General features: G+C 68.9%; 21 protein-coding genes and 1 pseudogene. 14 read left to right on the plus strand and 8 right to left on the minus strand.

The features are described from left to right. Window positions 1-55: 55 nt before the first annotated feature. Window positions 56-367, minus strand: a complete 312-nt coding sequence (locus AB0J95_RS44200; RefSeq protein WP_364771708.1) for a WhiB family transcriptional regulator — start codon at window positions 365-367, stop codon at window positions 56-58. A 247-nt stretch (window positions 368-614) separates the two neighbouring features. On the opposite strand from AB0J95_RS44200, the gene AB0J95_RS44205 reads away from it, so the two are divergent. Beyond that, window positions 615-1,394, plus strand: a complete 780-nt coding sequence (locus AB0J95_RS44205) for a site-2 protease family protein (protein ID WP_364771710.1) — start codon at window positions 615-617, stop codon at window positions 1,392-1,394. On the opposite strand, the gene AB0J95_RS44210 is transcribed toward AB0J95_RS44205, so the two are convergent. Next, complete coding sequence (locus AB0J95_RS44210) at window positions 1,314-2,204, minus strand: helix-turn-helix transcriptional regulator (RefSeq protein ID WP_364771712.1); 891 nt, start codon at window positions 2,202-2,204, stop codon at window positions 1,314-1,316. The two genes, AB0J95_RS44205 and AB0J95_RS44210, sit on opposite strands and share 81 nt — an antisense overlap. A gap of 115 nt (window positions 2,205-2,319) precedes the next feature. Here AB0J95_RS44210 and AB0J95_RS44215 point away from each other — a divergent pair, with 115 nt between their 5' ends. The 3 genes from AB0J95_RS44215 (at window position 2,320) to AB0J95_RS44225 (ending at window position 6,540) form a co-directional block, all read left to right on the plus strand. Next, complete coding sequence (locus AB0J95_RS44215) at window positions 2,320-3,069, plus strand: SDR family oxidoreductase (RefSeq protein ID WP_364771714.1); 750 nt, start codon at window positions 2,320-2,322, stop codon at window positions 3,067-3,069. Between the two features lie 1,150 nt (window positions 3,070-4,219). Next, window positions 4,220-5,206, plus strand: a complete 987-nt coding sequence (cofD, locus tag AB0J95_RS44220; protein WP_364771716.1) for a 2-phospho-L-lactate transferase — start codon at window positions 4,220-4,222, stop codon at window positions 5,204-5,206. Next, on the plus strand, window positions 5,203-6,540 hold the full coding sequence (locus tag AB0J95_RS44225) for a coenzyme F420-0:L-glutamate ligase (RefSeq protein WP_364771718.1): 1,338 nt from the start codon (window positions 5,203-5,205) through the stop codon (window positions 6,538-6,540). The genes cofD and AB0J95_RS44225 overlap by 4 nt, the downstream gene beginning before the upstream one ends. Window positions 6,541-6,556: 16 nt before the next feature. Here the strand turns inward: AB0J95_RS44225 and AB0J95_RS44230 are convergent, their stop codons facing one another. Further along, window positions 6,557-6,751 (minus strand): hypothetical protein, encoded by a 195-nt coding sequence (locus AB0J95_RS44230; RefSeq protein WP_364771720.1) that lies wholly within the window; start codon window positions 6,749-6,751, stop codon window positions 6,557-6,559. 188 nt (window positions 6,752-6,939) lie between these two features. Between AB0J95_RS44230 and AB0J95_RS44235 the strand changes: the two genes are divergently transcribed. The 5 genes from AB0J95_RS44235 to AB0J95_RS44255 are packed head-to-tail and all read left to right on the plus strand — an operon-like array spanning window position 6,940 to window position 9,701. Then, window positions 6,940-7,590 carry a hypothetical protein gene (locus tag AB0J95_RS44235; protein ID WP_364771722.1) on the plus strand — a complete coding sequence of 217 codons (651 nt, stop codon included), beginning with the start codon at window positions 6,940-6,942 and terminating at the stop codon, window positions 7,588-7,590. A gap of 20 nt (window positions 7,591-7,610) precedes the next feature. Continuing rightward, complete coding sequence (locus AB0J95_RS44240; RefSeq protein WP_364771724.1) at window positions 7,611-7,943, plus strand: type VII secretion target; 333 nt, start codon at window positions 7,611-7,613, stop codon at window positions 7,941-7,943. 1 nt (window position 7,944) lies between these two features. After that, on the plus strand, window positions 7,945-8,718 hold the full coding sequence (locus AB0J95_RS44245; RefSeq protein ID WP_364771726.1) for a hypothetical protein: 774 nt from the start codon (window positions 7,945-7,947) through the stop codon (window positions 8,716-8,718). After that, window positions 8,699-9,151, plus strand: a complete 453-nt coding sequence (locus AB0J95_RS44250) for a hypothetical protein (protein ID WP_364771728.1) — start codon at window positions 8,699-8,701, stop codon at window positions 9,149-9,151. Before AB0J95_RS44245 ends, AB0J95_RS44250 begins: the two co-directional genes overlap by 20 nt. A 13-nt stretch (window positions 9,152-9,164) precedes the next feature. Then, entirely contained in the window at window positions 9,165-9,701 is a 537-nt protein-coding gene (locus AB0J95_RS44255; RefSeq protein ID WP_364771730.1) for an NUDIX domain-containing protein, read from the plus strand. On the opposite strand, the gene AB0J95_RS44260 is transcribed toward AB0J95_RS44255, so the two are convergent. Next, window positions 9,686-10,543 (minus strand): DNA-3-methyladenine glycosylase 2 family protein, encoded by an 858-nt coding sequence (locus AB0J95_RS44260; RefSeq protein ID WP_364771971.1) that lies wholly within the window; start codon window positions 10,541-10,543, stop codon window positions 9,686-9,688. The genes AB0J95_RS44255 and AB0J95_RS44260 overlap by 16 nt on opposite strands. Before the next feature lie 93 nt (window positions 10,544-10,636). On the opposite strand from AB0J95_RS44260, the gene AB0J95_RS44265 reads away from it, so the two are divergent. After that, window positions 10,637-11,731: a mannose-1-phosphate guanylyltransferase gene (locus tag AB0J95_RS44265; RefSeq protein ID WP_364771732.1), complete on the plus strand. Its 1,095-nt coding sequence runs from the start codon at window positions 10,637-10,639 to the stop codon at window positions 11,729-11,731. A gap of 117 nt (window positions 11,732-11,848) precedes the next feature. Beyond that, window positions 11,849-12,259 (plus strand): hypothetical protein, encoded by a 411-nt coding sequence (locus tag AB0J95_RS44270; protein WP_364771734.1) that lies wholly within the window; start codon window positions 11,849-11,851, stop codon window positions 12,257-12,259. A 1,190-nt stretch (window positions 12,260-13,449) separates the two neighbouring features. On the opposite strand, the gene AB0J95_RS44275 is transcribed toward AB0J95_RS44270, so the two are convergent. Beyond that, window positions 13,450-13,809 (minus strand): hypothetical protein, encoded by a 360-nt coding sequence (locus tag AB0J95_RS44275; protein WP_364771736.1) that lies wholly within the window; start codon window positions 13,807-13,809, stop codon window positions 13,450-13,452. 495 nt (window positions 13,810-14,304) lie between these two features. Then, window positions 14,305-15,168, minus strand: a complete 864-nt coding sequence (locus AB0J95_RS44280) for a glycosyltransferase family 2 protein (RefSeq protein ID WP_364771738.1) — start codon at window positions 15,166-15,168, stop codon at window positions 14,305-14,307. Window positions 15,169-15,255: 87 nt separating this feature from the next. On the opposite strand from AB0J95_RS44280, the gene AB0J95_RS44285 reads away from it, so the two are divergent. Next, window positions 15,256-16,740 (plus strand): MFS transporter, encoded by a 1,485-nt coding sequence (locus tag AB0J95_RS44285; RefSeq protein ID WP_364771740.1) that lies wholly within the window; start codon window positions 15,256-15,258, stop codon window positions 16,738-16,740. Continuing rightward, a complete protein-coding gene (locus AB0J95_RS44290) occupies window positions 16,718-17,311 on the plus strand; it encodes a TetR family transcriptional regulator (RefSeq protein WP_364771742.1) in 594 nt (197 codons plus the stop codon). The genes AB0J95_RS44285 and AB0J95_RS44290 overlap by 23 nt, the downstream gene beginning before the upstream one ends. 244 nt (window positions 17,312-17,555) lie before the next feature. On the opposite strand, the gene AB0J95_RS44295 is transcribed toward AB0J95_RS44290, so the two are convergent. Both AB0J95_RS44295 and AB0J95_RS44300 read right to left on the minus strand, forming a co-directional pair. After that, window positions 17,556-18,686 carry a glycosyltransferase family 1 protein gene (locus AB0J95_RS44295; RefSeq protein WP_364771973.1) on the minus strand — a complete coding sequence of 377 codons (1,131 nt, stop codon included), beginning with the start codon at window positions 18,684-18,686 and terminating at the stop codon, window positions 17,556-17,558. Between the two features lie 71 nt (window positions 18,687-18,757). Continuing rightward, the gene (locus AB0J95_RS44300; protein ID WP_364771744.1) at window positions 18,758-19,837 is read right to left on the minus strand and encodes a glycosyltransferase family 1 protein; all 1,080 of its coding nucleotides are present in this window, start codon (window positions 19,835-19,837) and stop codon (window positions 18,758-18,760) included. A gap of 55 nt (window positions 19,838-19,892) precedes the next feature. Between AB0J95_RS44300 and AB0J95_RS44305 the strand changes: the two are divergent. Next, window positions 19,893-20,195: pseudogene (locus AB0J95_RS44305) on the plus strand (glycosyltransferase); the annotation flags it as partial. Window positions 20,196-20,207 lie beyond the last annotated feature (12 nt).

Genomic DNA, 20,207 nt, shown 5'->3' on the forward strand with positions numbered 1-20,207 from the left:
ACCGGCGAGTAGACACCGTACGAGACGCCCTGGGCGTTACACCCCCGGGTGATACCTAGATCGCGCGTTTCTTCAGCTTGCGGCGCTCCCGTTCGGACAGCCCGCCCCAGATGCCGAAGCGCTCGTCGTGCCCCAGGGCGTACTCGAGGCACTCGGACCGCACCTCGCACCCTTGGCAGATGCGCTTGGCCTCCCGGGTGGAGCCGCCCTTCTCCGGGAAGAACGCCTCGGGATCGGTCTGCGCGCAGAGCGCGCGTTCCTGCCATTCCTGCTCGTCGTCAGCCGTGTCGAAGAGATGTACCAGGACGCCCAGATCCTCGGTGGGCGCGTCCCCCCACTCCACGACTCGGTCCCCTTCGTCAGCCATCATGTCCGTCCACCTCCCCGCCTTCCGCACTCCCCGGTTGGCGGACACCATTCGCCCTCCCATTCGGCGAATGACATCTCTGTGATTACACCCGTGTAGTCCCAGCGGGTCAAGCGAAAGACCCACCCGGGTGACAGTGTTTGGCCAGGAAAGGCCACATCTTTGACCGATCGGGTGATGATTCTCAGGTTCGTCTCAGATTGGGGTGGATCACACCAGCCTCACAGGGCATTGACAGACTGGTCCCGTGCGGACACAACATGTGCGGCCCAGCCCGGTGTTCCTCGGCCTGCTCGCGGCCACGGTCCTCGGCGGCGCGCTGGCCGTCCTGGAGAACGAATTCGCCTACACCACAGGCGTTGTGCTCATCGTCATCGGCGGCTGGGCGGTGTCGCTGTGCCTGCACGAGTTCGGCCACGCGATCGTCGCCTACAAGGGCGGCGACTGGTCGGTGCGGTCCAAGGGCTACCTGAACCTGGACATCCGCCGCTACACCGACCCGGTCTTCAGCATCCTGCTGCCGATCCTGTTCGTGCTCATCGGCGGCATCCCGCTGCCCGGCGGCGCGGTCTGGATCAACCACCACGCGCTGCGCACCAAACGCGTCGAGTCACTGGTGTCGCTGGCCGGGCCGTTCAGCAACCTGGCGCTGGGGTTGTTGCTGGCGGTGTCGGTGAACGTGTTCTTCGACGGGCCCTCGACGTCGTCGTTCGTGGTCGACCCGCTGCCGGCCGCACTGTCCTATTTGGCCTTGCTGCAGATCATGGCGTTCGTGCTGAACATCCTGCCGGTGCCGGGGCTGGACGGCTGGGGCGCGATCGAGCCGTGGCTGTCCTACAAGGCGCAGGCGTTCGGCGCCAAGGCCAGGCCGTGGGCGCCGCTGATCCTGTTCGCCGTGCTGATCGGGCTCAAGCCGGTCGGCCAGGCGTTCTTCTCGCTGATCTCGTCAGTGTTCAACGCGATCGGCGGGTCCAGCAACGCCGCCGCCTGGGGCGACTTCATCTTCCGGTTCTGGGAACGTTTCTGACCAGCTGGCCAGCAGCGCCAGCTTGTCGGCGGACTCCGACCCGGGACGCGGCACGTACATCACGAGCATCAGGTCCTTCTCACCGGCCAGCGGGAAGGACTCGAAGGCGAAGTCCATCCGGCCGACCAACGGGTGGCTGACCACCTTGGGGCCGAACGACTTCTCCTTGACGTCATGGCGGGCCCACAACTCCCGGAACCGCTGGCTGCGCATGGACAGCTCGCCGACCAGGGCGGCCAGCTTGGCGTCCTCCGGGTCACGCGCGGCGACATAACGAAGTACCGCAACGGTGTCCGCGGCCGCGCACTCCCACTCCGGGTGCAGCTCGTCCGCCTGCGGGTCAAGGAAGATCCGGCGCGGCATGTTCAGATGCAGGTCGTCCTCGGAGAACCGGTAGAGCACGTCCGCGAGCCGGTTCCACGCGAGGACATCCAGACGAGGGCCGAGCACGAACGCGGGAATCCGGTCGACCTGGTCGAGAATCGCGAGGATCGGCTCGCGAAGTTTTTTGGCCCCGCGCGGCGACGGGCGCGCGCGCCGCGTGGGGCGCACCAGGGTACGCAGGTGCTCGGACTCGATGTCGTTGAGGGACAGAGCTCCGGCGATGGCGTCGAGCACCGAGTCGGAAACGTTCGGGCTGCGCCCCTGCTCAAGACGCGTGTAGTACTCGACGCTCACCCCAGCGAGCCGCGCGAGCTCATCCCGCCGCAGCCCGGGAACCCGCCGCCGTTCCCCACGTGGAAGACCCTTTTCCTCAGGGCTGATCCTCGCCCGCCGCGTCCGCAGAAACTCCCCCAGCTCGTTGCTCATACCCCAAGTGTGCAGGGTGCGGCGGTGCTTAAGGTGGCCCTGCCAGAACCAGGTTGTGGGTGACCAGGCAAACCGGGGCCTCGTTCGGTGCGCGCGGCGGCGGCAGGTTGGTGCCATGACGAACTACGAGAACCTGGCGGGGCGGACGGCGGTTGTCACCGGTGCGGCAAGCGGGATCGGTGCGGCGACGGCTCGTGTGCTCGCGTCCAACGGCGCCCGCGTGGCGCTACTGGCCCGGCGGCTGGACCGGATCACGGAGCTGGCGGAGAAGATCAACGCGGACGGCGGTCAGGCGATCGCCGTGGCGGCGGACGTGACTTCGGACTCGTCGATCGCCGCTGCTGTCTCCGCGGTGCACGCGGCCTTCGGGCGGGTGGACCTGTTGGTCAACAACGCGGGGGTGATGCTGCCGCGGCCGGTCACCGAGGGGAACTTCGCGGAGTGGCAGCGGATGGTGGACACCAACTTCCTCGGACTGCTGCGGGTGACCCAGGCGTTCAACGACGACCTGACCGCCGACGGGCCGGCGGACCTGGTGAACATCTCCTCGGTCGGGGCGCACATGACTTTCCCCGAGTACGACGTGTACGTGGCGACCAAGGCCGCGGTGACCCACCTGTCCAACAACCTGCGGGCCACTTACGGGCCGTTGGGGGTTCGGGTGACGAACATCGAGCCGGGGATGGTGGCGACCGAGCTGGTTGATCACGTTCGGGAGGAGGGCAAGGCGTTCCTCGACGAGTACGTCGCCTCCATGCAGCCCATGAGCGCCGACGAACTTGCGGACATCGTGGCCTACACCACCAGCCGCCCACCCAACGTCAACCTCCGCCAAATCATGGCCCTCCCCACGAGCCAGTACTAGACCGCCCAGTACCGGCCATCCGCCGGGAACTAGACCGCCTAGTACCCCAAGGGCCGCTCGAAACTAGACCGTCCAGTACTGGCGCGAAGCTCGACAGCGGTGCGGGGACTCCACCTCGATCTCCGCACCCTGTCTCCTGCGCCCAGTCTCCCCACGCCATGTCTCCTACGCCCGGTCTCCCCACGCCATGTCTGCCACGCCCCGTTTCCCGACGCCACGGCCGGGCACCGGCGAGTTGCACGTCCTGGGCGCGTCGAGGTACAACGCGGGAAGGCACGCCATGTCTCCCGCGCCCGGCCTCCCCACGCCCGGTCTCCGCACCTCACGGCGGCGCGCGCTGACGGCCTCTGCACGCCCGATCTCCGAACTCCCCGGCTTCCACGCCAGCGGCCTGCGCGCTGCCCGGGCATCACTCCCCGGCCTCGCGTATCCCGGCCAGCTCCAGAGCCTGCTCTGCCCACGGAGGCTCGCCGAAGCCGTACCGTTCACCCCTCAGAACTGGACCGTCCAGTACCCATCGCGCTATCGGGTACTGGACGGTCTAGTACCAAACGCCGAGCCGGGTACGGGTACTGGACCGACCAGTACCCGCCTGTCCGCCGAGACTGGACCGTCCAGTACCCGGACCGCTTCACCCCCAGCCGGGCCGCTTCCCAGGGCCGGTCCATCTCCAGAGCCGGTCCATCTCCAGAGCCGGTCCATTCCCAGAGCCGGTGCAATCGCAGAGCCGATCCAATCGCAGAGCCGATCCAATCGCAGAGCCGATCCAATCGCAGGGCTGGTGCATTCCCAGGGTCGGTCCATTCAGGGCCGCTCCATTTCCCAGAGCCAGGCCGCCTTCCAGAGCCAGGCCCACACCCAACGGCACTGGACCGATCAGTACCCACGTTGGAACTGGACCGTCCAGTACCGCCATCGCTCAAGCGCCCCACCCATTGCCAACCAGTACTGGACCGCCTAGTACCACCCCACCCTCGGAACTGGACCGTCCAGTACCCAACCAGCCGGCCCCGCCCCTGACCCGAGTCGACGCCGGAGCGCATCCGACTCCCGGAACACCGCCACGCCCCAGCGAAGACAGAACCACCGAGGGCCAACTAACACCGCCACCTCCGCCGCCCCACCAACGACACATGCAAGGATCGGCGGAGTGAAGGTCGTTGTGGTGGTTGGCGGGGTCGGGGGTGCCCGGTTCCTGCTTGGCGTGAAGGCGTTGCTGGGTCTGCCGCCGATCGGGCCGGGTGAGTCCGAGCACGAGGTCACGGCGGTGGTGAACACCGGTGATGACCTGTGGATGCACGGGTTGCGGATCTGCCCGGACCTGGACACGTGCATGTACACCCTGGGCGGGGGGATCGATCCGGTTCGCGGTTGGGGTCTCAAGGATGAGACCTGGACCGTCAAGAACGAGCTGGCCGCGTATGGCGCGGACGGCGAGTGGTTCGGTCTGGGTGACCGCGATACGGCGACGCACTTGGTGCGGTCCCGGATGTTGCGGGCCGGGTATCCGCTGTCGGATGTCACCGCGGCGTTGTGTCACCGGTGGCAGCCGGGGGTGAAGTTGCTGCCGATGACCGACGACCGGGTCGAGACCCACGTCGTGGTCGACACGCCGGAGGGTGAGCGGAAGGCGATTCACTTCCAGGAGTGGTGGATCCGGTACAAGGCCGAGCTGCCCGCACATTCGATCGTGCCGGTGGGCGCCGAGGAGGCGAAGCCGGGGCCGGGTGTGCTGGACGCGATCGCGGGCGCCGACGTCATTCTGCTGGCGCCGTCCAACCCGGTTGTCTCGGTGGGGACTGTGCTTGCCGTGCCGGGGATGCGGGAGGCGATCCGGAAGACCGCCGCGCCGGTTGTCGGGCTTTCGCCGATCATCGGCGGGAAGGCCGTGCGGGGAATGGCGGATGCCTGCCTGTCCGCTATCGGGGTGGAGACGTCGGCCGCCGCGGTCGGCCAGTATTACGGTTCCCGGCAGTGTTCCGACGAGGGCGTGCTGGACGCCTGGCTCGTGCACACCGGTGAGTCCGCAGAGGTCCCGAACGTCGCGGTGCGCGCGGTTCCGTTGCTGATGACGGATGTCGGCGCGACCGCGGAGATGGCGCGTGCCGCGCTGGAAATGGCTGGTCTCACCCTATGAGCGACCACGCGAGCCAGGGCAAGGTCGAGATCCTGGCGGTGGCCGGGCTGCCCGAGTTCCGCCCCGGTGACGATCTCGCCGCGGCGATCGCGCAAGCGGCACCGTGGCTTCAGGACGGCGATGTGCTCGTGGTGACGAGCAAGATCGTGTCCAAAGTAGAGGGACGGTTGGTGACCGTGCCCGCCGACCCGGAGGCGCGCGACGCCGAACGCCGGCGGCTGGTCCTGGCCGAGGCCGTGCGGATCCTGGCCCGCAAGAACCGGACGCTGATCACCGAGAACAAGATCGGCCTGGTGCAGGCGGCGGCCGGGATCGATGCGTCCAATGTGGCCGGTGACGAGCTGGCCCTGCTGCCGGAGAACCCGGACGCCTCGGCCGCGGCGCTGAAAGCGGGCCTGGCAGCAAAACTCGGCGTGACGGTCGCGGTGATCATCACCGACACGATGGGCCGCACGTGGCGGATCGGCCAGACCGACATGGCCATCGGGTCGGCCGGGTTCCCGGTGCTGCACCGGTACGCGGGCCAGATCGACCGGCAGGGCAACGAGCTCGTGGTCACCGAGGTCGCCGTCGCCGACGAGATCGCCGGTGCGGCGGACCTGGTCAAAGGCAAGACCGGTGGCATGCCGGTGGCCGTCGTCCGTGGACTGTCGCGTGTAGACGACGGCTCGACCGCGGCGGATCTCGTGCGCCCGGCGGAAGAGGACCTGTTCCGGCTCGGCACCGACGAAGCGATCACGCAGGGCCGCCAGGAAGCCGTGCTGCTCCGGCGTTCCGTGCGGTTCTACAGCGACGAACCGGTGCCTGAGGGCGCGATCCGGCGAGCGGTGAGCGTCGCTTTGACAGCGCCCGCGCCGCACCACACCCGCCCGGTGCGGTTCGTGCACGTCCGCGAGCGCCGACAGGCCCTGCTGGATGCCATGCGGGCCAAGTGGCGTTCGGACCTGGCCGCCGACGGCTGGTCCGAGGAACGCATCGACAAGCGGGTTCGGCGCGGCGATTTGCTCTACGGCGCCAAGGAAATCGTGGTGCCGTTCCTGGTCAGGGAGGGCGCGCACACCTACTCGGACGCCTACCGCACCGAGGCCGAGCGCACGATGTTCACCATCGCCGGTGGCGCCGCGGTGCAGGGCCTGCTCGTCGCGTTGGCCGCCGAAGGCATCGGGTCATGCTGGGTGTCGTCCACCATCTTCTGCGCCGACGTGGTCCGGGAAGTCCTTGGCCTGCCGGAACAGTGGGAACCGCTGGGCGCCGTCGCGATCGGCTACCCAGCGGACTCCCCCCTGTCGCCCAGGCCGCCGAGGGACTATGGGGACGGCCTGGTCGAGCTCTGAGGGCGAGGCGCGACGGTCAGCCGCTGCTCCCCGCTGCTGCTGGCGATAATCCGGACGTCACCTGGTAGGTGCCGAACCGCAGGTCCGGCAACTGGAACCGGCCGGCGCCGTCGGTGACCGGCCGGGCCACGGTCTCGCCGGTCGTGATGTTGGTGACGGAGGTGTGCAGGCCAGGCATGCCTTCGCCGCCGTCCGGACGATGCTGGATCACCTCGACGTCCGCGAGGTACTCGAACTGCCTTGCCCGCCACCCCGCACGTCGCCCCCGACGACAGTAAAACCGCAGGTCGGCCAGGAGAAGGCGTCTCCCGTTGCCCATCCCGGCCGGGAAACGGGAATCGAGGGGAACCGACAGCGAACCGGCTGCGTCACAGCGGTGCTGACCCGAAGGGAGCATCGATGGCGGACGGACGTGGCGGTGGCTGGGGGAGCCGGTTCGGCGAGCCCGATGAGGAGTGCGCGGAGATCACCGTGCGGGTGGACGAGCACGGGGTGGTGTCCGATGTGGTCATTCCACGGGACTGGCGCGAGTCGGTGCCGCCCAGACAGCTCGGGCCGGCGATCCTGACCGCGGCCAACGAGGCGATCGCCCAGCGCGTGACCGAACAGGCCGCACAGTTCGACTTGGACGATCCGCGGCCGAACTTCGTGACGCGGGAGGCGCCTTCGGCCAACGGTGACCCGGACAGCCCGGTCGCCGAGAACCTCGTCAAAGAGGTCATGCAGCTGTTCGCCAACTATGACAGCGAGCTCGCGACCTACACCGCCCAGCTCAGGGCGTCCGCGAAGACGACCAGCCACGGCGAGAGCGGCGGCCAACGGGTCACCGTCGGGTTCGCCAACGGCCAGGTGTCCGCTGTGGACATCGACTCGACCTGGGCGGCGAACGCCCGGCACACCGAGATCCGCGCCGAGGTGCTCAGCGCTTTCCGTGCCGCCAGGCCGAAAACGCCCGCGGCGGCGGTGCCGTTGCCGCCGTCGATCGCCCGGCTGGCGGAACTGGCCAGTGACCCCCACGCGCTCAGCAGGCAGCTGGGCCTGTCCCGGTAGAACGAAAGGTCTTAGCAGCCATGGCTCCTCCCACCCACGGGGAAGTGACGGTCGCGTGCGACGCGTTGCGCTCGGACGCGAAGAAGTGGACCACCGCCTCCGACGAGATGTCGGCGGCCGCGGGCGCCGCGCAGAACCTGGTGCTCGGCCGCGACCAGTTCGGTTACGCCGCCGAGACGCACGGGCTGGTGACGTCCTACACGACGTTGCAGAACCGGATCGCGACCCTGCTCAAGGGCGCGGACACCGAGTTCGACAAGATCGCCGGGGCGCTCAAGACCGCCGCGGACACCTACGAGCGTGAGGACGCCGCCGGGGCCCACGCCATGAACCAGATCCAGGTGGGGAACTGACATGTCCGTGGACACTGCCTTCGAAGAGGCGCTGACGAAGGTCAGCGAGCTGGTCGAGAAGCTGCGCGGCGCGTGGGACGAGATCGTCAGCGGCGTCAACCACGTCCTGGGCATCCTGCCCGGGTTCCTGGAGGGGCCGGTCAAGTCGGCCTTCGACAAGTGCGCGAACAAGGTCTCCGAGGTGTTCTCCGAGATCCAGAAGCTGTTCACCGAGCGGGGTTCGGCCAGCGCGCTGCGCACCGCCGGGGACAGCTGGAACGAGCAGATCGGCCACCGCGCGAGCACCCAGGCCGGCCTGCTGGTCAAGGAGCAGCTGGAGACCGACAACGAGTGGACCGGCGACGCGGCCGACCGCTACGGCGAGGCCGTGACCGCGCAGAACAAGGCGCTGGCACAGATCAAGACGATCACCGAGACCCTGCAGACCACGCTGAACGAGATCGCCAGCGCGCTCAAGGTGTTCTGGGTCGGCATCGCGATCGCGTTCGGCACCTACGTGGCCCTGATGATCGGCTGCATCGTCGGCGCGGCCACCGTGGTCGCCACGGTCCCATCCCTGCTCGCCGCGCTCGGGTTCTCCGTGGCCTTCCTCGCCTCGGTCGCTACGCTGTCCAACAACTTCGCCAACACATTGGACGAGAAGAAGGCGAAGCTGGACCAGCAGGCCACTATGGACGGCCAGTTCGCGAACGGCCAGTGGCCGTCGGCGGTCACCGACAAGATGGCCGACGCCAGTGTGAAGGACGGCGACAAGAGTGACTGGACTCCCAAATAGCGGTTACTCCCGGCAGCCGCGCCAGGCGGAACTGGTGCGGCTGCGGGCTTTCTGCGTGCTCAACGCGGTGTTGTTCCTCATCGTCGCCGTGGTGCTCGCGTTCCTGCGGCTGCTGATCGATGAGCCGCTCGCGGGTTTGCTTTACCCGCAGGAGATCCTGTGCGCGGTCGTGCTGATCGTGCAGGCCTCGTCGTTGCTGCGGCTGCGTTCGGCGATCGGGATCGACCCCGCCGGGCAAGGGCGTGCCGTCATCACTGGCCGCAATGTGGGCGCGATCTCGTTGGTACTGACCGGTCTGGTGCTGGTCACCGGGATCGTCGTGGTCCTCCTTCCCGCTGACGTTTCGAAGTTCCCCACTGGCGCCGCGACTGTGGTGGCGATCGTCTTCTCGCTCTACGCGTACGCCGGGACGACGAAGGTCCGGCGGCCCTGAGTACGTTGTCCCCGTGAGCTTGCACGAGAACGCCACCGCCCTGCTGACCGACTGGCGCCCGCTCGACCCCGGCCAGGAGTCGCTGCGCCAGGCCTACCTGGGTTTCCTCGCCGCGCGGGAGGACTCCTGTTTCCGGGAGTGCGCGGCCGGACACATCACCGCGTCCTCGATCGTGTTCGACGCGTCCGGCGAGCACGTGCTGCTGACCCTGCACCCGCGGGTCGGCAAGTGGCTGCAGCTGGGCGGGCACTGTGAGCCGTCCGACCCGGGCGTGGTCGAGGCGGCCTTCCGCGAGGCGACCGAGGAGTCCGGGATCGAGGGCCTGAAGATCGATCCGACCCCGATCCACCTGGACGTGCACCCGATCACCTGCTCGCTGGGCGTGCCGACCAGGCATTTCGACGTCCGGTTCGCGGTGCACGCGCCGACCGGGGCCCAGCCGGTGCGCAGCGAGGAGTCGGACGACCTGCGCTGGTGGCCGGTGAACGGGCTGCCCGAGGGTTCGGAGGACCTGATGCCGATGATCCTGGCGGCTCACATCGCCCGGTAGTCGCGCGGGCTGAACCTGGGGCCGAAGCGGGGCCGTTGCACGCCCGCGGCCTCGAGGTAGCGCACGGCGCGCTGGCGTTGCGGTGAATAGGGTTTGAGCACCTCGAACATGCCCGCGTCGTCGAGTTTGCGGCCGAGCAGGGCGTAACCGACCACCGACGGGATGTGGAAGTCGCCGAAGCTGACCGCGTCCGGGTCGCCCCAGGCGCGTTGCGCGACCTCCGCGGCGGTCCAGACGCCGATCCCGGGGACCTTGCGCAGGAACTCGCGGCCTTCGACGCCCTTCATCTCGACCGTGCGCTCCAGGCGGCCGGCGACCTGCGCGGCGGCGATGATCGCGCGGCGGCGGGCGCTGTCGACGCCCGCTTTGTGCCAGTCCCAGTCGTTGATCGACAGGAAGGCTTTGGGGCTGGGCGGCACACGCAACCGCATCGGGCCGGGTGCGGGCGTGCCGAACCACCGGCACAGCTCCCGCCAGGACCGGCGGGCCTCGATCCCGGTGACCTTCTGTTCCAGGATCGCGGGCACGAGCACGTCCCACACGCGTCCGCTCGCGCCCAGCCGCAGGCCCGGCATACGGCGGCGGACCTCCGCGATGAGGTCGTGGTGGGCGACGAACCCCTCGTCGTCATCGTCGGCGCCGAGCAGCGCGGGCACGCCGTCCAGCAGGAAATCCGCGCCTTCGCCCCACGCTTCGGCGTGCACCTCGTCGGACTTGCGGGTCAGGTGCAGGGTGCCGGGGCCGGCCGGTGTGTTGCCGGTCATCCAGACCGAGCCGTCGGCGCCGTACTGAAAGGCGGGATCACCCGCTCCCCGGCGCAGCGGGGCGAGCACGGACACCATGTCCAGCAGGTAGCCGGGGGTCCATACGCGGGTGAGCACACCCGAACTCTAGTTGGTGCGTTTGGCCCATCTGGGCGACGTTAGAGTGGCGCGGTGGATCTGCATGTGGTCGTGCCCGCCGGTGGCAGTGGGACCCGGTTGTGGCCGCTCTCCCGCGCGACGAACCCGAAGTTCCTGCACCCGCTGACCGGCACCGACCGGTCCCTGCTGCAGGCCACCTACGACCGGCTGGTGCCGCTGGTGTCGCCCGACCGGGTGCACATCGTCACCGGCACCGCGCACGCCGCTGCGGTCGCCCGCCAGCTGCCCGAACTGCCGGACGTCAACATCCTGGTGGAGCCGCTGCCGCGGGACTCGTGCGCCGCGATCGCGCTGGCCGCCGCCGTGATCCACCAGCGCAGCGGCGGCGCGGTGATGGCCTCCTTCGCCGCCGACCACCTGATCGCCGACATCCCGGCGTTCTCCGCGACCGTGCTCGAGGCGGTCCGCGGCGCCGAAGATGGCAAGTTGATGACGATCGGCATCGCGCCAACGCGGCCGGAGACCGGCTACGGGTACCTGCAGTGCTCGGCGACCGCTTCGCTCGGCGTGCAGCAGCAGGTGCTGGAGTTCAAGGAGAAGCCGTCGCTGGAGGTCGCGACGGAGTACGTCTCTTCGGGGCGGTACCTGTGGAACGCCAGCATGTTCGTCTGGCGGACCGACGTTTTCCTGCGCGAGCTGGAGCAGCGCCGCCCGGACGTGTACGCGCCGGTCGCGAAGATCGCCTCGTTGTGGGACACCGACCGCCGGGACTCGGTGGTGGGCGAGTTGTGGCCGTCGATCCCGAAGGTCGCCGTTGAATACGCGGTGATGGAACCGGCCGCCGAAGAGGGTCTGGTCGCCACCGTTCCGGGTGACTTCGGCTGGAGCGACATCGGCGACTTCGAGACGCTCGGTGAGCTGCTCGCCACTTCCGTGGACGGCACCCGCGTGGTGTCCTCGCCCGACGCCGGCAAGGTCGTGTCGGTCGACTCATCCGATCTGGTGGTTCTGCCCGCAGGCGGCCGTCTCGTGGCCACGCTCGGTGTGCGGGACCTGATCGTCGTCGACACCCCGGACGCTGTGCTTGTCTGCAACCGGTCCAGGGCGCAGGACATCAAACGGCTCACCGAGATACTCCGTGACCGCGGCGAGACCACGTACGTCTAAGATCAACATACGGATTTCAGTTCTTCCCTGACGACAGCGGCCTCAAGGGAATACTCTGGTGGTAACACAACAGCCGGTGGCGGTGCCGGCTTGAGGCGACGCGGGAGAGGCCAAAGCATGGATCCCCGGGAGCGAGCCGACGCTGCGCTGGCCCGTGCTCGTGCACGCGGCGCCTTCGTGGTGACCCCAGAGGACGCCATATCGCCCATGGACGCGGCGAGCACACTGCAGATCCCCCGGATCGTGGTGTCGTCGCTGGACCAGCAGCAGGGCAACGAGAACGAGCAGACCATGGTGGTGCAGCACCCCCTGGCCCAGAGCCAGCCCACCCAGTCCCAGCCCTCCCCCCGCCCACCCCACCAGCAGTACGCCCCACCCCAGCAACACCACCACCAGCAACACCCCAGCCCCCTCCCCCGGCAGGCCGCGCCGCCGGACCAGGAGCAACCGGAGGGCATGGTCCCCACGGTCCAGCAACCCCCCAAACCTCGGCGGACGATGTCCGAGCGGCTCGACGGGACGCTCTGAGCCGAGGCTCATGCACGGCACGCTTAACCGTGCGTTTCCGGTATTTCCGACGGTGTTTTCGGCCGCCTGGTTCGGTTGTGCGGAGGGTGGCTCGTTTGAGGCTGCACGTCGTTCGGCCAATCGCGCAGGGATAACGCCGGTAGTTCCCGGCCCGGCTGTGATAGCCGTGGGCCTTCCGGTCCTGAATCTGCGGTTTGCCGCATAAGAGTCTGTGTGCCGCCTCTGGTCGCCACGGTGGCGGTGGCCATCTCCGGCTGTTGGGGGCCAGGAGTCCGTGGGTGGCCCGCTTCCGGAATCGGTGGTAGCCCGCCCCACCCCGGGTCTTTGGCCGACCGCCTCGGAGCCTGTGGGTACGCCGCCTTCAGGATTCGGCCGCCTCCTGCGCCGAATTTGCGGTCGCGGCCTCGATCTGTGGTCGGCCGCCCGAGAGACTGGGGTTGGCCGCCTCCGAACTGGTGGTGGCCGCCTCCCACCTCAAATCTGCTGCAGCGGCTCTGAGTCTGTGGTCAGCCGCCCTGGAATCTGTGGTGGGCGCCTCTGGAATCGGTGGTGATCGCGCCTCCGGTTCCCAAACGGTGATAGCCCACCGGTTCCCGGGTGGACGCCGTGAAGCCACCACCCCAAGTCGGTGGCCGCTCCAGGTCCTCAAATCTGCGGTAGCGGCCTCCGGCCCCCGGAATCCAGCCTAGACCGCGCTTTCAAGCCAAACCCACCTCCGAGCCCAATCTGTGGACAACCATCCCACCTGTGGACAAACCCATCCCAATAGCCCTCACCGGCCCAAAAATGTCAGTCCCCACCACTACGCTGGAATTCGGGGGCCGGAGGCATACGCCGATCCGGCGACGGAGCCGTCCGCGAACTTTCAAGCCAACGCGACCAGCGATTGAAGGCCGGAAACCAGGCCGGAAGTGTCCGGCACATTCAGCGGCCCGGGGTGTCCGGGCGTTGCTGGACGGACCGGGATGCCGGGCGGAAGGAGTGGCCGACTTTCCTGGTGGGACAAGGCATCCATGGCGGTCAGGCCAGGGTTCGGGTGCGGGGTTGTGTAGAACCGGACTAGGCGGGCGAGGGCGGCTTGGCATTCGGCTTCGCCCTCGTCGGGGGCGCGGGGCGCGGGGCGCGGGGCGCGGGGCGCGGGGCGCGGGGCGCGGGGCGCGGGCAAAGGTTTCAGGGCCAGGCGGTAGCGGTCAAGGCCCGCGGGTTCGATCGGGTGTTGATCGAGGAGGGTTTTCGGCGGTGTCTTGGTCGGTGTTGAGGAGGGCGGCGGCCGTGTCGATGGTGATGTCCGGGCTGTCGGCCAGCGACACGAGGCGGAAGGCGCGCGCCTGGTCGTATGACAGCTCGGCCAGCGCGGACTGGTAAGGACGTTTCAGCTCAACGCATTCGGTTGGTTGCGGGTGCTCACGGTCGAGTTCGCGGATGCGTTTCTCCACGGCGGCGAGTGTCCAGTTCGGACGCGCGGCGAGCGGCTGGCCAACGCGCAGATGATCTGCGGCAGCCCGTCGCTGCGGGCCACCATCCGTTCGCGGCCTCCGGTTCGCCCGCATCCGCGCGGAGCCAATGACTCTGGAGAATGTGCCTCGGCCGGGCGCAATGGTTCCAGCTTCCCCCATTGCGCGGAAGGCACCCCCAACAGCCGCTGCCGCGAAGTGATCACCGCCGCGCCAGCGGACCCGGGCAGCCGCCGGTCGGCAGGGGCAGGTTCAGCACCGGCACGCCGTCCTCGCCGCGCACCGGCTTGAAGTCGGCGATGAACGCCTCGAATTAGAAGCTGGTGTTCAGGAACATGGTCGGCACAGCGGCGTCGAGGAAGTGCTTGTCCGCAACGGGAACGTGCGGCAACGTGGACCAGACCACATGCTCGACCCCGGCGCGCTTGGCGTGTGCTTCTCACGCCTCGGGAGAGAAGCGCGCGGCGACAACGTAAGCGCCGTCGAAGGGTGTGTCCATTGAGGACTCATCGTCGAGGTCGGCCGGAACGATATCGACGCCGTGCAGGTCAGCCCTCGTAAATGGCTACCGGCATAACCACTCACGAGGGGCTATCTGCGGGTTTCCAGCTTCAGGCGCAGTTTGAGGCCGGCCTTGATGGCCGCCAGGAGGGGCTTCCACTCGGGGCCTTGGTGGCGGTCGGCCATGTAGCGGTATGCGCTCGCGTGGTGGGCCGCGAGCATCTTGTCGGAGGACTTCGAGGTCGAATGACCACCGATGTGGGTGACCTCCGCCGACGGTACGTACACGTTCTGCCAGCCCGCCTGGCCGATCCGGTCGCCCAGGTCGACGTCCTCGAAGTACATGAAGTAGCGCGGGTCGAAGCCGCTCACCGAGTCGAACGCGGCCCGCCGCAGCAACAGGCACGAGCCCGACAGCCAGCCTGCGGTGCGCTCGACCACGGCGGTGTCGGACTGCCGGTACGCCTTGGTCCACGGGTTGTCCCGCCAGACGCGGCCCACGACCGCGTGCCCTACGCCCTTGCCCAGCGACGGCAGCAGCCGCGCGGATGGGTAGACCTCGCCGTTCGGCTCGCGGATCAGCGGACCGAACGAGCCGCCCCGTGGCCAGCGCGAGGCGGCCTCCAGCAGGGTGTCGACCGAACCGGGGCCCCACTCGATGTCCGGGTTGGCCACGATGACCCAGCCGTACTCGTCGCCGAACTCCGCGACCCCGCGGTTTGCGCCCGCGCCGTAGCCGAGGTTCTCGCCGGTCGACAGGAACTGGACGTTCTCCCGCGCCGCGGCGGCCTTCTCCGGCACGCCGTCGGTGGATCCGTTGTCCGCCAACACGACCTGGTACGGGCGCTCGGTCGCCTTGTCCAGGGTGTCGAGGAACCGTTCGAGCGTCTCGCCCGGGGAGTAGGTGACGGTGACTACGGCCAGCTCGTCGCCATAACGTCTCGGTTCGGTCACGGCTGTGCATTCTGTCACGCCGCTGGACGGACCAAAATGTGACAGCTACTCTCATGTGGAAGTAACTTCCAAAAGAGGGGCACTGTCATGACCAGAGGACGTTGGTGGGTGCTGGGGGCGCTCGCCGTTGCTCTGCTGACTTTCGGGCTGGACGCGACGATCCTGAACGTCGCCCTGCCGGTGCTGGCGACCGATCTGCACGCCTCGACCGGGCAGCTGCAGTGGTTCGCCAACTCGTACACGCTGGTCCTGGCCGCGGGCCTGCTGCCGGCCGGGCTGCTCGGCGACCGGTTCGGGCCGCGCCGCCTGCTCATCGGCGGCCTCGCGCTGTTCGGCCTGGCCTCGCTGGCCTGCGCGTTCGCCGGGTCTTCGGCCATGTTGATCACCGCGCGGGCGGTGCTCGGGATCGGCGCGGCGTTCATGGTCCCGTTGTCCAACTCGGTGCTGACCACGCTGTTCCCGGCCGGTGAGCGCGCCCGCGCGATCGCGGTGCTGACCATGGCGATGGCGCTGGGCATCCCGCTCGGGCCGGTGCTCGGCGGCTGGATGCTGGACACGTTCTGGTGGGGTTCGGTGTTCCTGATCAACGTACCGCTGGTGGTGCTGGGGATCATCGCGCTGTTCTGGCTGCTGCCGTCCATCCCCGGGCAGCCGGACCGGCGGATCGACATGACCGGCATCCTGCTGTCGTCGCTCGGGCTGATGGGCATCACCTACGGCCTCGTCACGGCCGGTGACAAGGGCTGGGGCTCTTCGGCCGCACTGGTTCCCGCGGTGGGCGGGTTCGTCGCCCTTGTGGCGCTTGTGATGTGGCTACGGCGGAGCGCGAACCCGTTGTTCTCGCTCAAATTGTTCGCCTCACCGGGGTTCAGCTGGGGTGTGCTGATGGCCACGCTCGGGTCGTTCGCGTTGATGGGCGTGATGTTCGTTCTGCCGCAGTACTTCCAGGCCGTGCAGGGATCAGACTCGTTGCGGACCGGGCTGAAGCTGCTACCGATCGTCGGCGGCCTGCTCGCCGGCGCGCAGGTGGCCGACCGGCTGCGGCCCGCGCTGGGCGCGAAGATCCTTGTGGCCGTTGGGTTCGCGATCATGGCCGCGAGCCTGGCGGTGGGTACGCAGACCGCCGCGGCCGACGGGTACGGGTTCGTCGCGATCTGGGTCTCCGGAATCGGTGTGGGCATTGGGTTCTCACTGCCGCCGTCGATGGATCTGGCGATGGGCGCGTTGGAAACGGGTCACACCGGCGTCGGATCCGCTCTGCTGCAGGCGTTGCGTCAGGTCGGCGGAACGCTGGGCGTCGCGATCCTCGGCACGGTGCTGAACTCCGGCTACCGCGCGGGCGTCACCGGACCGGCGGCGGACAGCCCGGCCGCCGGTGTCCACATCGCACAGGGCGATCCCGGTCTGCTGGCCGCGGTTCGATCCGCGTTCATGTCCGGAATGGCGGATATGCTGTGGGTGTGCACGGGGTTCGCTGTGGTGGGCGGGATTCTGACGATCCTGTTCCTGCCGCGGCGCGCCGAGGACGTCGAGCGAACAGAATCGGGGCATGAGTACGTCTCCGTCGGCTAACGGCCCGGGCCTCCGGGAACGCAAGAAGGCCAGGACGCGTGCTGCCATCCAGCAGCACGCGGTGCGGCTGTTCCTGGAGCAGGGCTACGCCGAGACCACCGTCGAGCAGATCGCGGCGGCCGCCGAGGTCTCGCAGAGCACGTTCTTCCGGTACTTCGCGACCAAAGAGGAGACCGTGCTCTACGACCAGTTCGACGCGGTGGTCATGGCGGCGTTCGTCAACCAGCCGCCCGAGCTGACCCCGTTGCAGGCGGTCCGCGGCGCGCTGCGGGAGGTTTTCGAGACCCCGACCGAGGCGACCGAGCTGGAACTGGCCCGCCAGCGGCTGATCTCGGCCAACCCCGAGCTGCGCAGCGCGGCCATGGACCAGTTCATCGGCGGGCTGAACCTGCTGGCCCAGGCGGCCGCCGCCCGCATCGGCCGGGACGCCGACGACTTCAACATCCAGGTCTGGTCCGGCGCGGTGATCGGCGCGACCTTCGGCGCCTACCTGGCCGGCGGCGAATCGGACTTCATCAACGCCGTCGACCGCGGCCTGGCCCTCCTCGAAGCCGGCCTCCCCCTCGACTGACCCGGCCAAACCGCCCCACCCCCGCCGTGTCCCCCTTTCCTCCAGGGCGTGTCCCCCTTTCCTCCGGGGTGTGTCTCCCGTTCCTCCGCTGCGGGGATCTCATGCCGGACGAACGGTGAACATGGGCCGGAGGAACGAGGGACACACGGCGGAGGAAGGGAGGACACACGGGGGAGGAACGGGGGACACGGGGCGGAGGAACGGGGGACATGCGGGGGAGGTAAGGGGGACACGCGGGGGTGGGTCAGTGGCCGCGGCGGTGGATGATCGCGGCCCGGGCGTAGACCTCGCGGTGCCGGTCCGCGCACTGGGACCAGGTGAACTCCTTGGAGCGGCGCTGGGCGGCCTCGGCGAGCAACGCGCGGCGGGCGGGGTCGTCCAGGAGTTCGCTGAGGGCCGCGCCGATGTCGCCGGCGCCGACCCCGCAGTACGCGACCGCGTCGCCGCCGACCTCGGGCAACGCGAGGCGGCTCGTGGTCAGCACGCAGGCCCCGCTGGCCATCGCCTCCAGCACCGGCAGCCCGAACCCTTCGCCCAGGCTGGGGTACGCCACCAGCTCGGCGCCGCCCAGGAACCCGGCCAGCTGGTCGAACGGCAGGTACCCGGCCCGGATCACCCGCAGGCGGTGCGGCAACGCGTCCAGGGCCCGTTCGACCTGACCGTCCCAGCCCGGCTGACCGGCCAGCACCAACGCGGGCGCGTCCACGCGGTTCTCGCAGGCCTTGGCATAGCCGCGAATCAGGGCGGGCACGTTCTTGCGCGGCTCGAGGGCACCGAGGAACGCCACATACGGCGCCGTAGGAATGCGGATCGTCTCGCGGGCCGCCTTGATCTCCTCGGCGGTCGGCGGGTGAAACCGGTCGACGTCGACGCCGTGCCGGACCACCTCCATCGACCGCGGATGCGCCCGCGCGACCCGGACCAGCTCGTTTGCCGTGGCCTCACTGGGCACCACGCACAACTCCGAGCGGTTCAGCGCGATCCGCGTCCAGCCGCGGAAGAACCGGGCCTTCACCGACGAGTGCAGCAAGGCGTCCGTGAAGAACGTCGCATCGTGCAGCGTCACAACGGATGCGGCCGGGTTGGCCAGCGGCATCGTGTAGTGCGGGGAATGCACGACGTCCACTCGCAGGCGCCGGATCAGCGTCGGCAGCGAGGTCTGCTCCCACGCCAGCCGCGCGGTGCGGGTCTCTATCGAGTCCGTCGTCGGCACTATCCGTGCGTGAGGGGCCAAACGGCCGAACAGCTCAGCGTCTCTTTGCTGGCAGACCACCGAGATCGTGGCACCGTCGGAGTCCAAAGCGGACACCAGCGAGTCGACATAGCGACCAACGCCACCACGGTCCGCCGGTACCGCGGTGGCGTCGACCAACACGCTTGGTTCGAGACTGACCACCCAAGCAGACTACGACGCCAACCCCCGCCATATTGTTGAAACCCGGTAACTCACCTGGCGCCGTGGTACAGCTCAAGGTGTAGTTTCCACACCGCTTCAGCGGCTTTTGCCCAGGTGAACCGCGCTGCCCGGGCCTTCGCGGCGGCCACCAGATCCGCCGTGTGTTCCGGCGACTCGAGGACGCTGCGCAAGGCGCATGCAAGGGATGCCGGGTCGTTGCGCCGGGCGAGCACACCCGTCCCGCCCGCGACCTCGACCAGAGCCGGGGCGTCGGAGTGCACGACGGGCACCCCCACGGCCATCGCCTCCAGCACCGGCAACCCGAACCCCTCGGCCATGCTCGGCGCGGCCAGCACGGTGGCACGTTGCAGCACCACAGCGAGTTCCTCGTCGGTGAGCCGGCCCAGCACCCGTGCGTCGCCCAGATCGACCTCGCCCCAGCCTTGCGGTCCGGCGATGACCAGGGGCAGGTTCGGGGCGGTCGGCTTGCGCATGGCGGCGACCAGAACGTCCAGGCCTTTGCGAGGTTCCACCGTGCCCAGGGCCAGGACGTATGTCGGCGGCAGGTTCAGGCGGTGCGCTATGGCGTCGGCATTCTGTGGGGCACGCAGGACCGCTTCCGGCACACCGTGTCCGATCACGTGCACGCGCGCGGCTCCTGGGGCGTACTGCGTGAGTTCGGCGGCGACGGCTGCGGTTGGCACGACGATCGCGCTCGCTTGGTTGGCGGCCCGGCGGATCATCGCCTGATGCCACTTCACGCCCCTTTGGGTGAGCGTTTCGGGGTGCGTGAAGGGAACCGTGTCGTGGATCGTGACGACGAGGTTCGTGCCGCGCTTCGCCGACGGCGGGGCCAACGGGGTCGGCGCGTGCACGGCATTCCCGCCAGGCCACAGCTTCACGCCGTGCTCCCAGGCGGCCACCAGCGCTTTCCTTGGCAGCGGCAGCATTCTGGCGGCCTCGACACCCGGAATCCTGGCTGCTGCCCGATGTCTCGCGCTGACACCCGTGATCGTCCAGCCCGCCGGGGCGTTCAGCGCCATCGCGGCTACGAGCTCACGGGTGTAGCGCCCGGTCCCGCCCGGAACCGGCGCCAGCAGCTGCTCGGTGAGAACCACCAACTCGGGCACGGCTACAGCTTCCCATGCCGTGTACCGTTCGCCCGTGCGCACGACCGTTGCTGTGGTGACCTGGCGAGGCCGTGAGCACATCACCTCGTGCCTGGACGCACTGGCCGAACAGGACCGTCCACATCGGATCGTGGTGGTGGACAACGCCTCCGACGACGGCAGCGGAGCCCTCGCCGCGGCCCACCCAACCCACCCTGAGGTGCTCAGACTCCCTGTGAACACTGGGTATGCAGGCGGTATACAAGCTGTATACAACGTGTGTACAACGCCGTTCCTGGCCTGGCTCAACGACGACGCGCGCCCCTCACCCGGCTGGCTGGCCGCGCTGGAGGACGCGCTCGACGACCCCACCGTGGGCGCGGCGAGCGCC

This window comes from Actinocrispum sp. NPDC049592 (assembly GCF_040675465.1).
Lineage (GTDB): Bacteria > Actinomycetota > Actinomycetes > Mycobacteriales > Pseudonocardiaceae > Kibdelosporangium.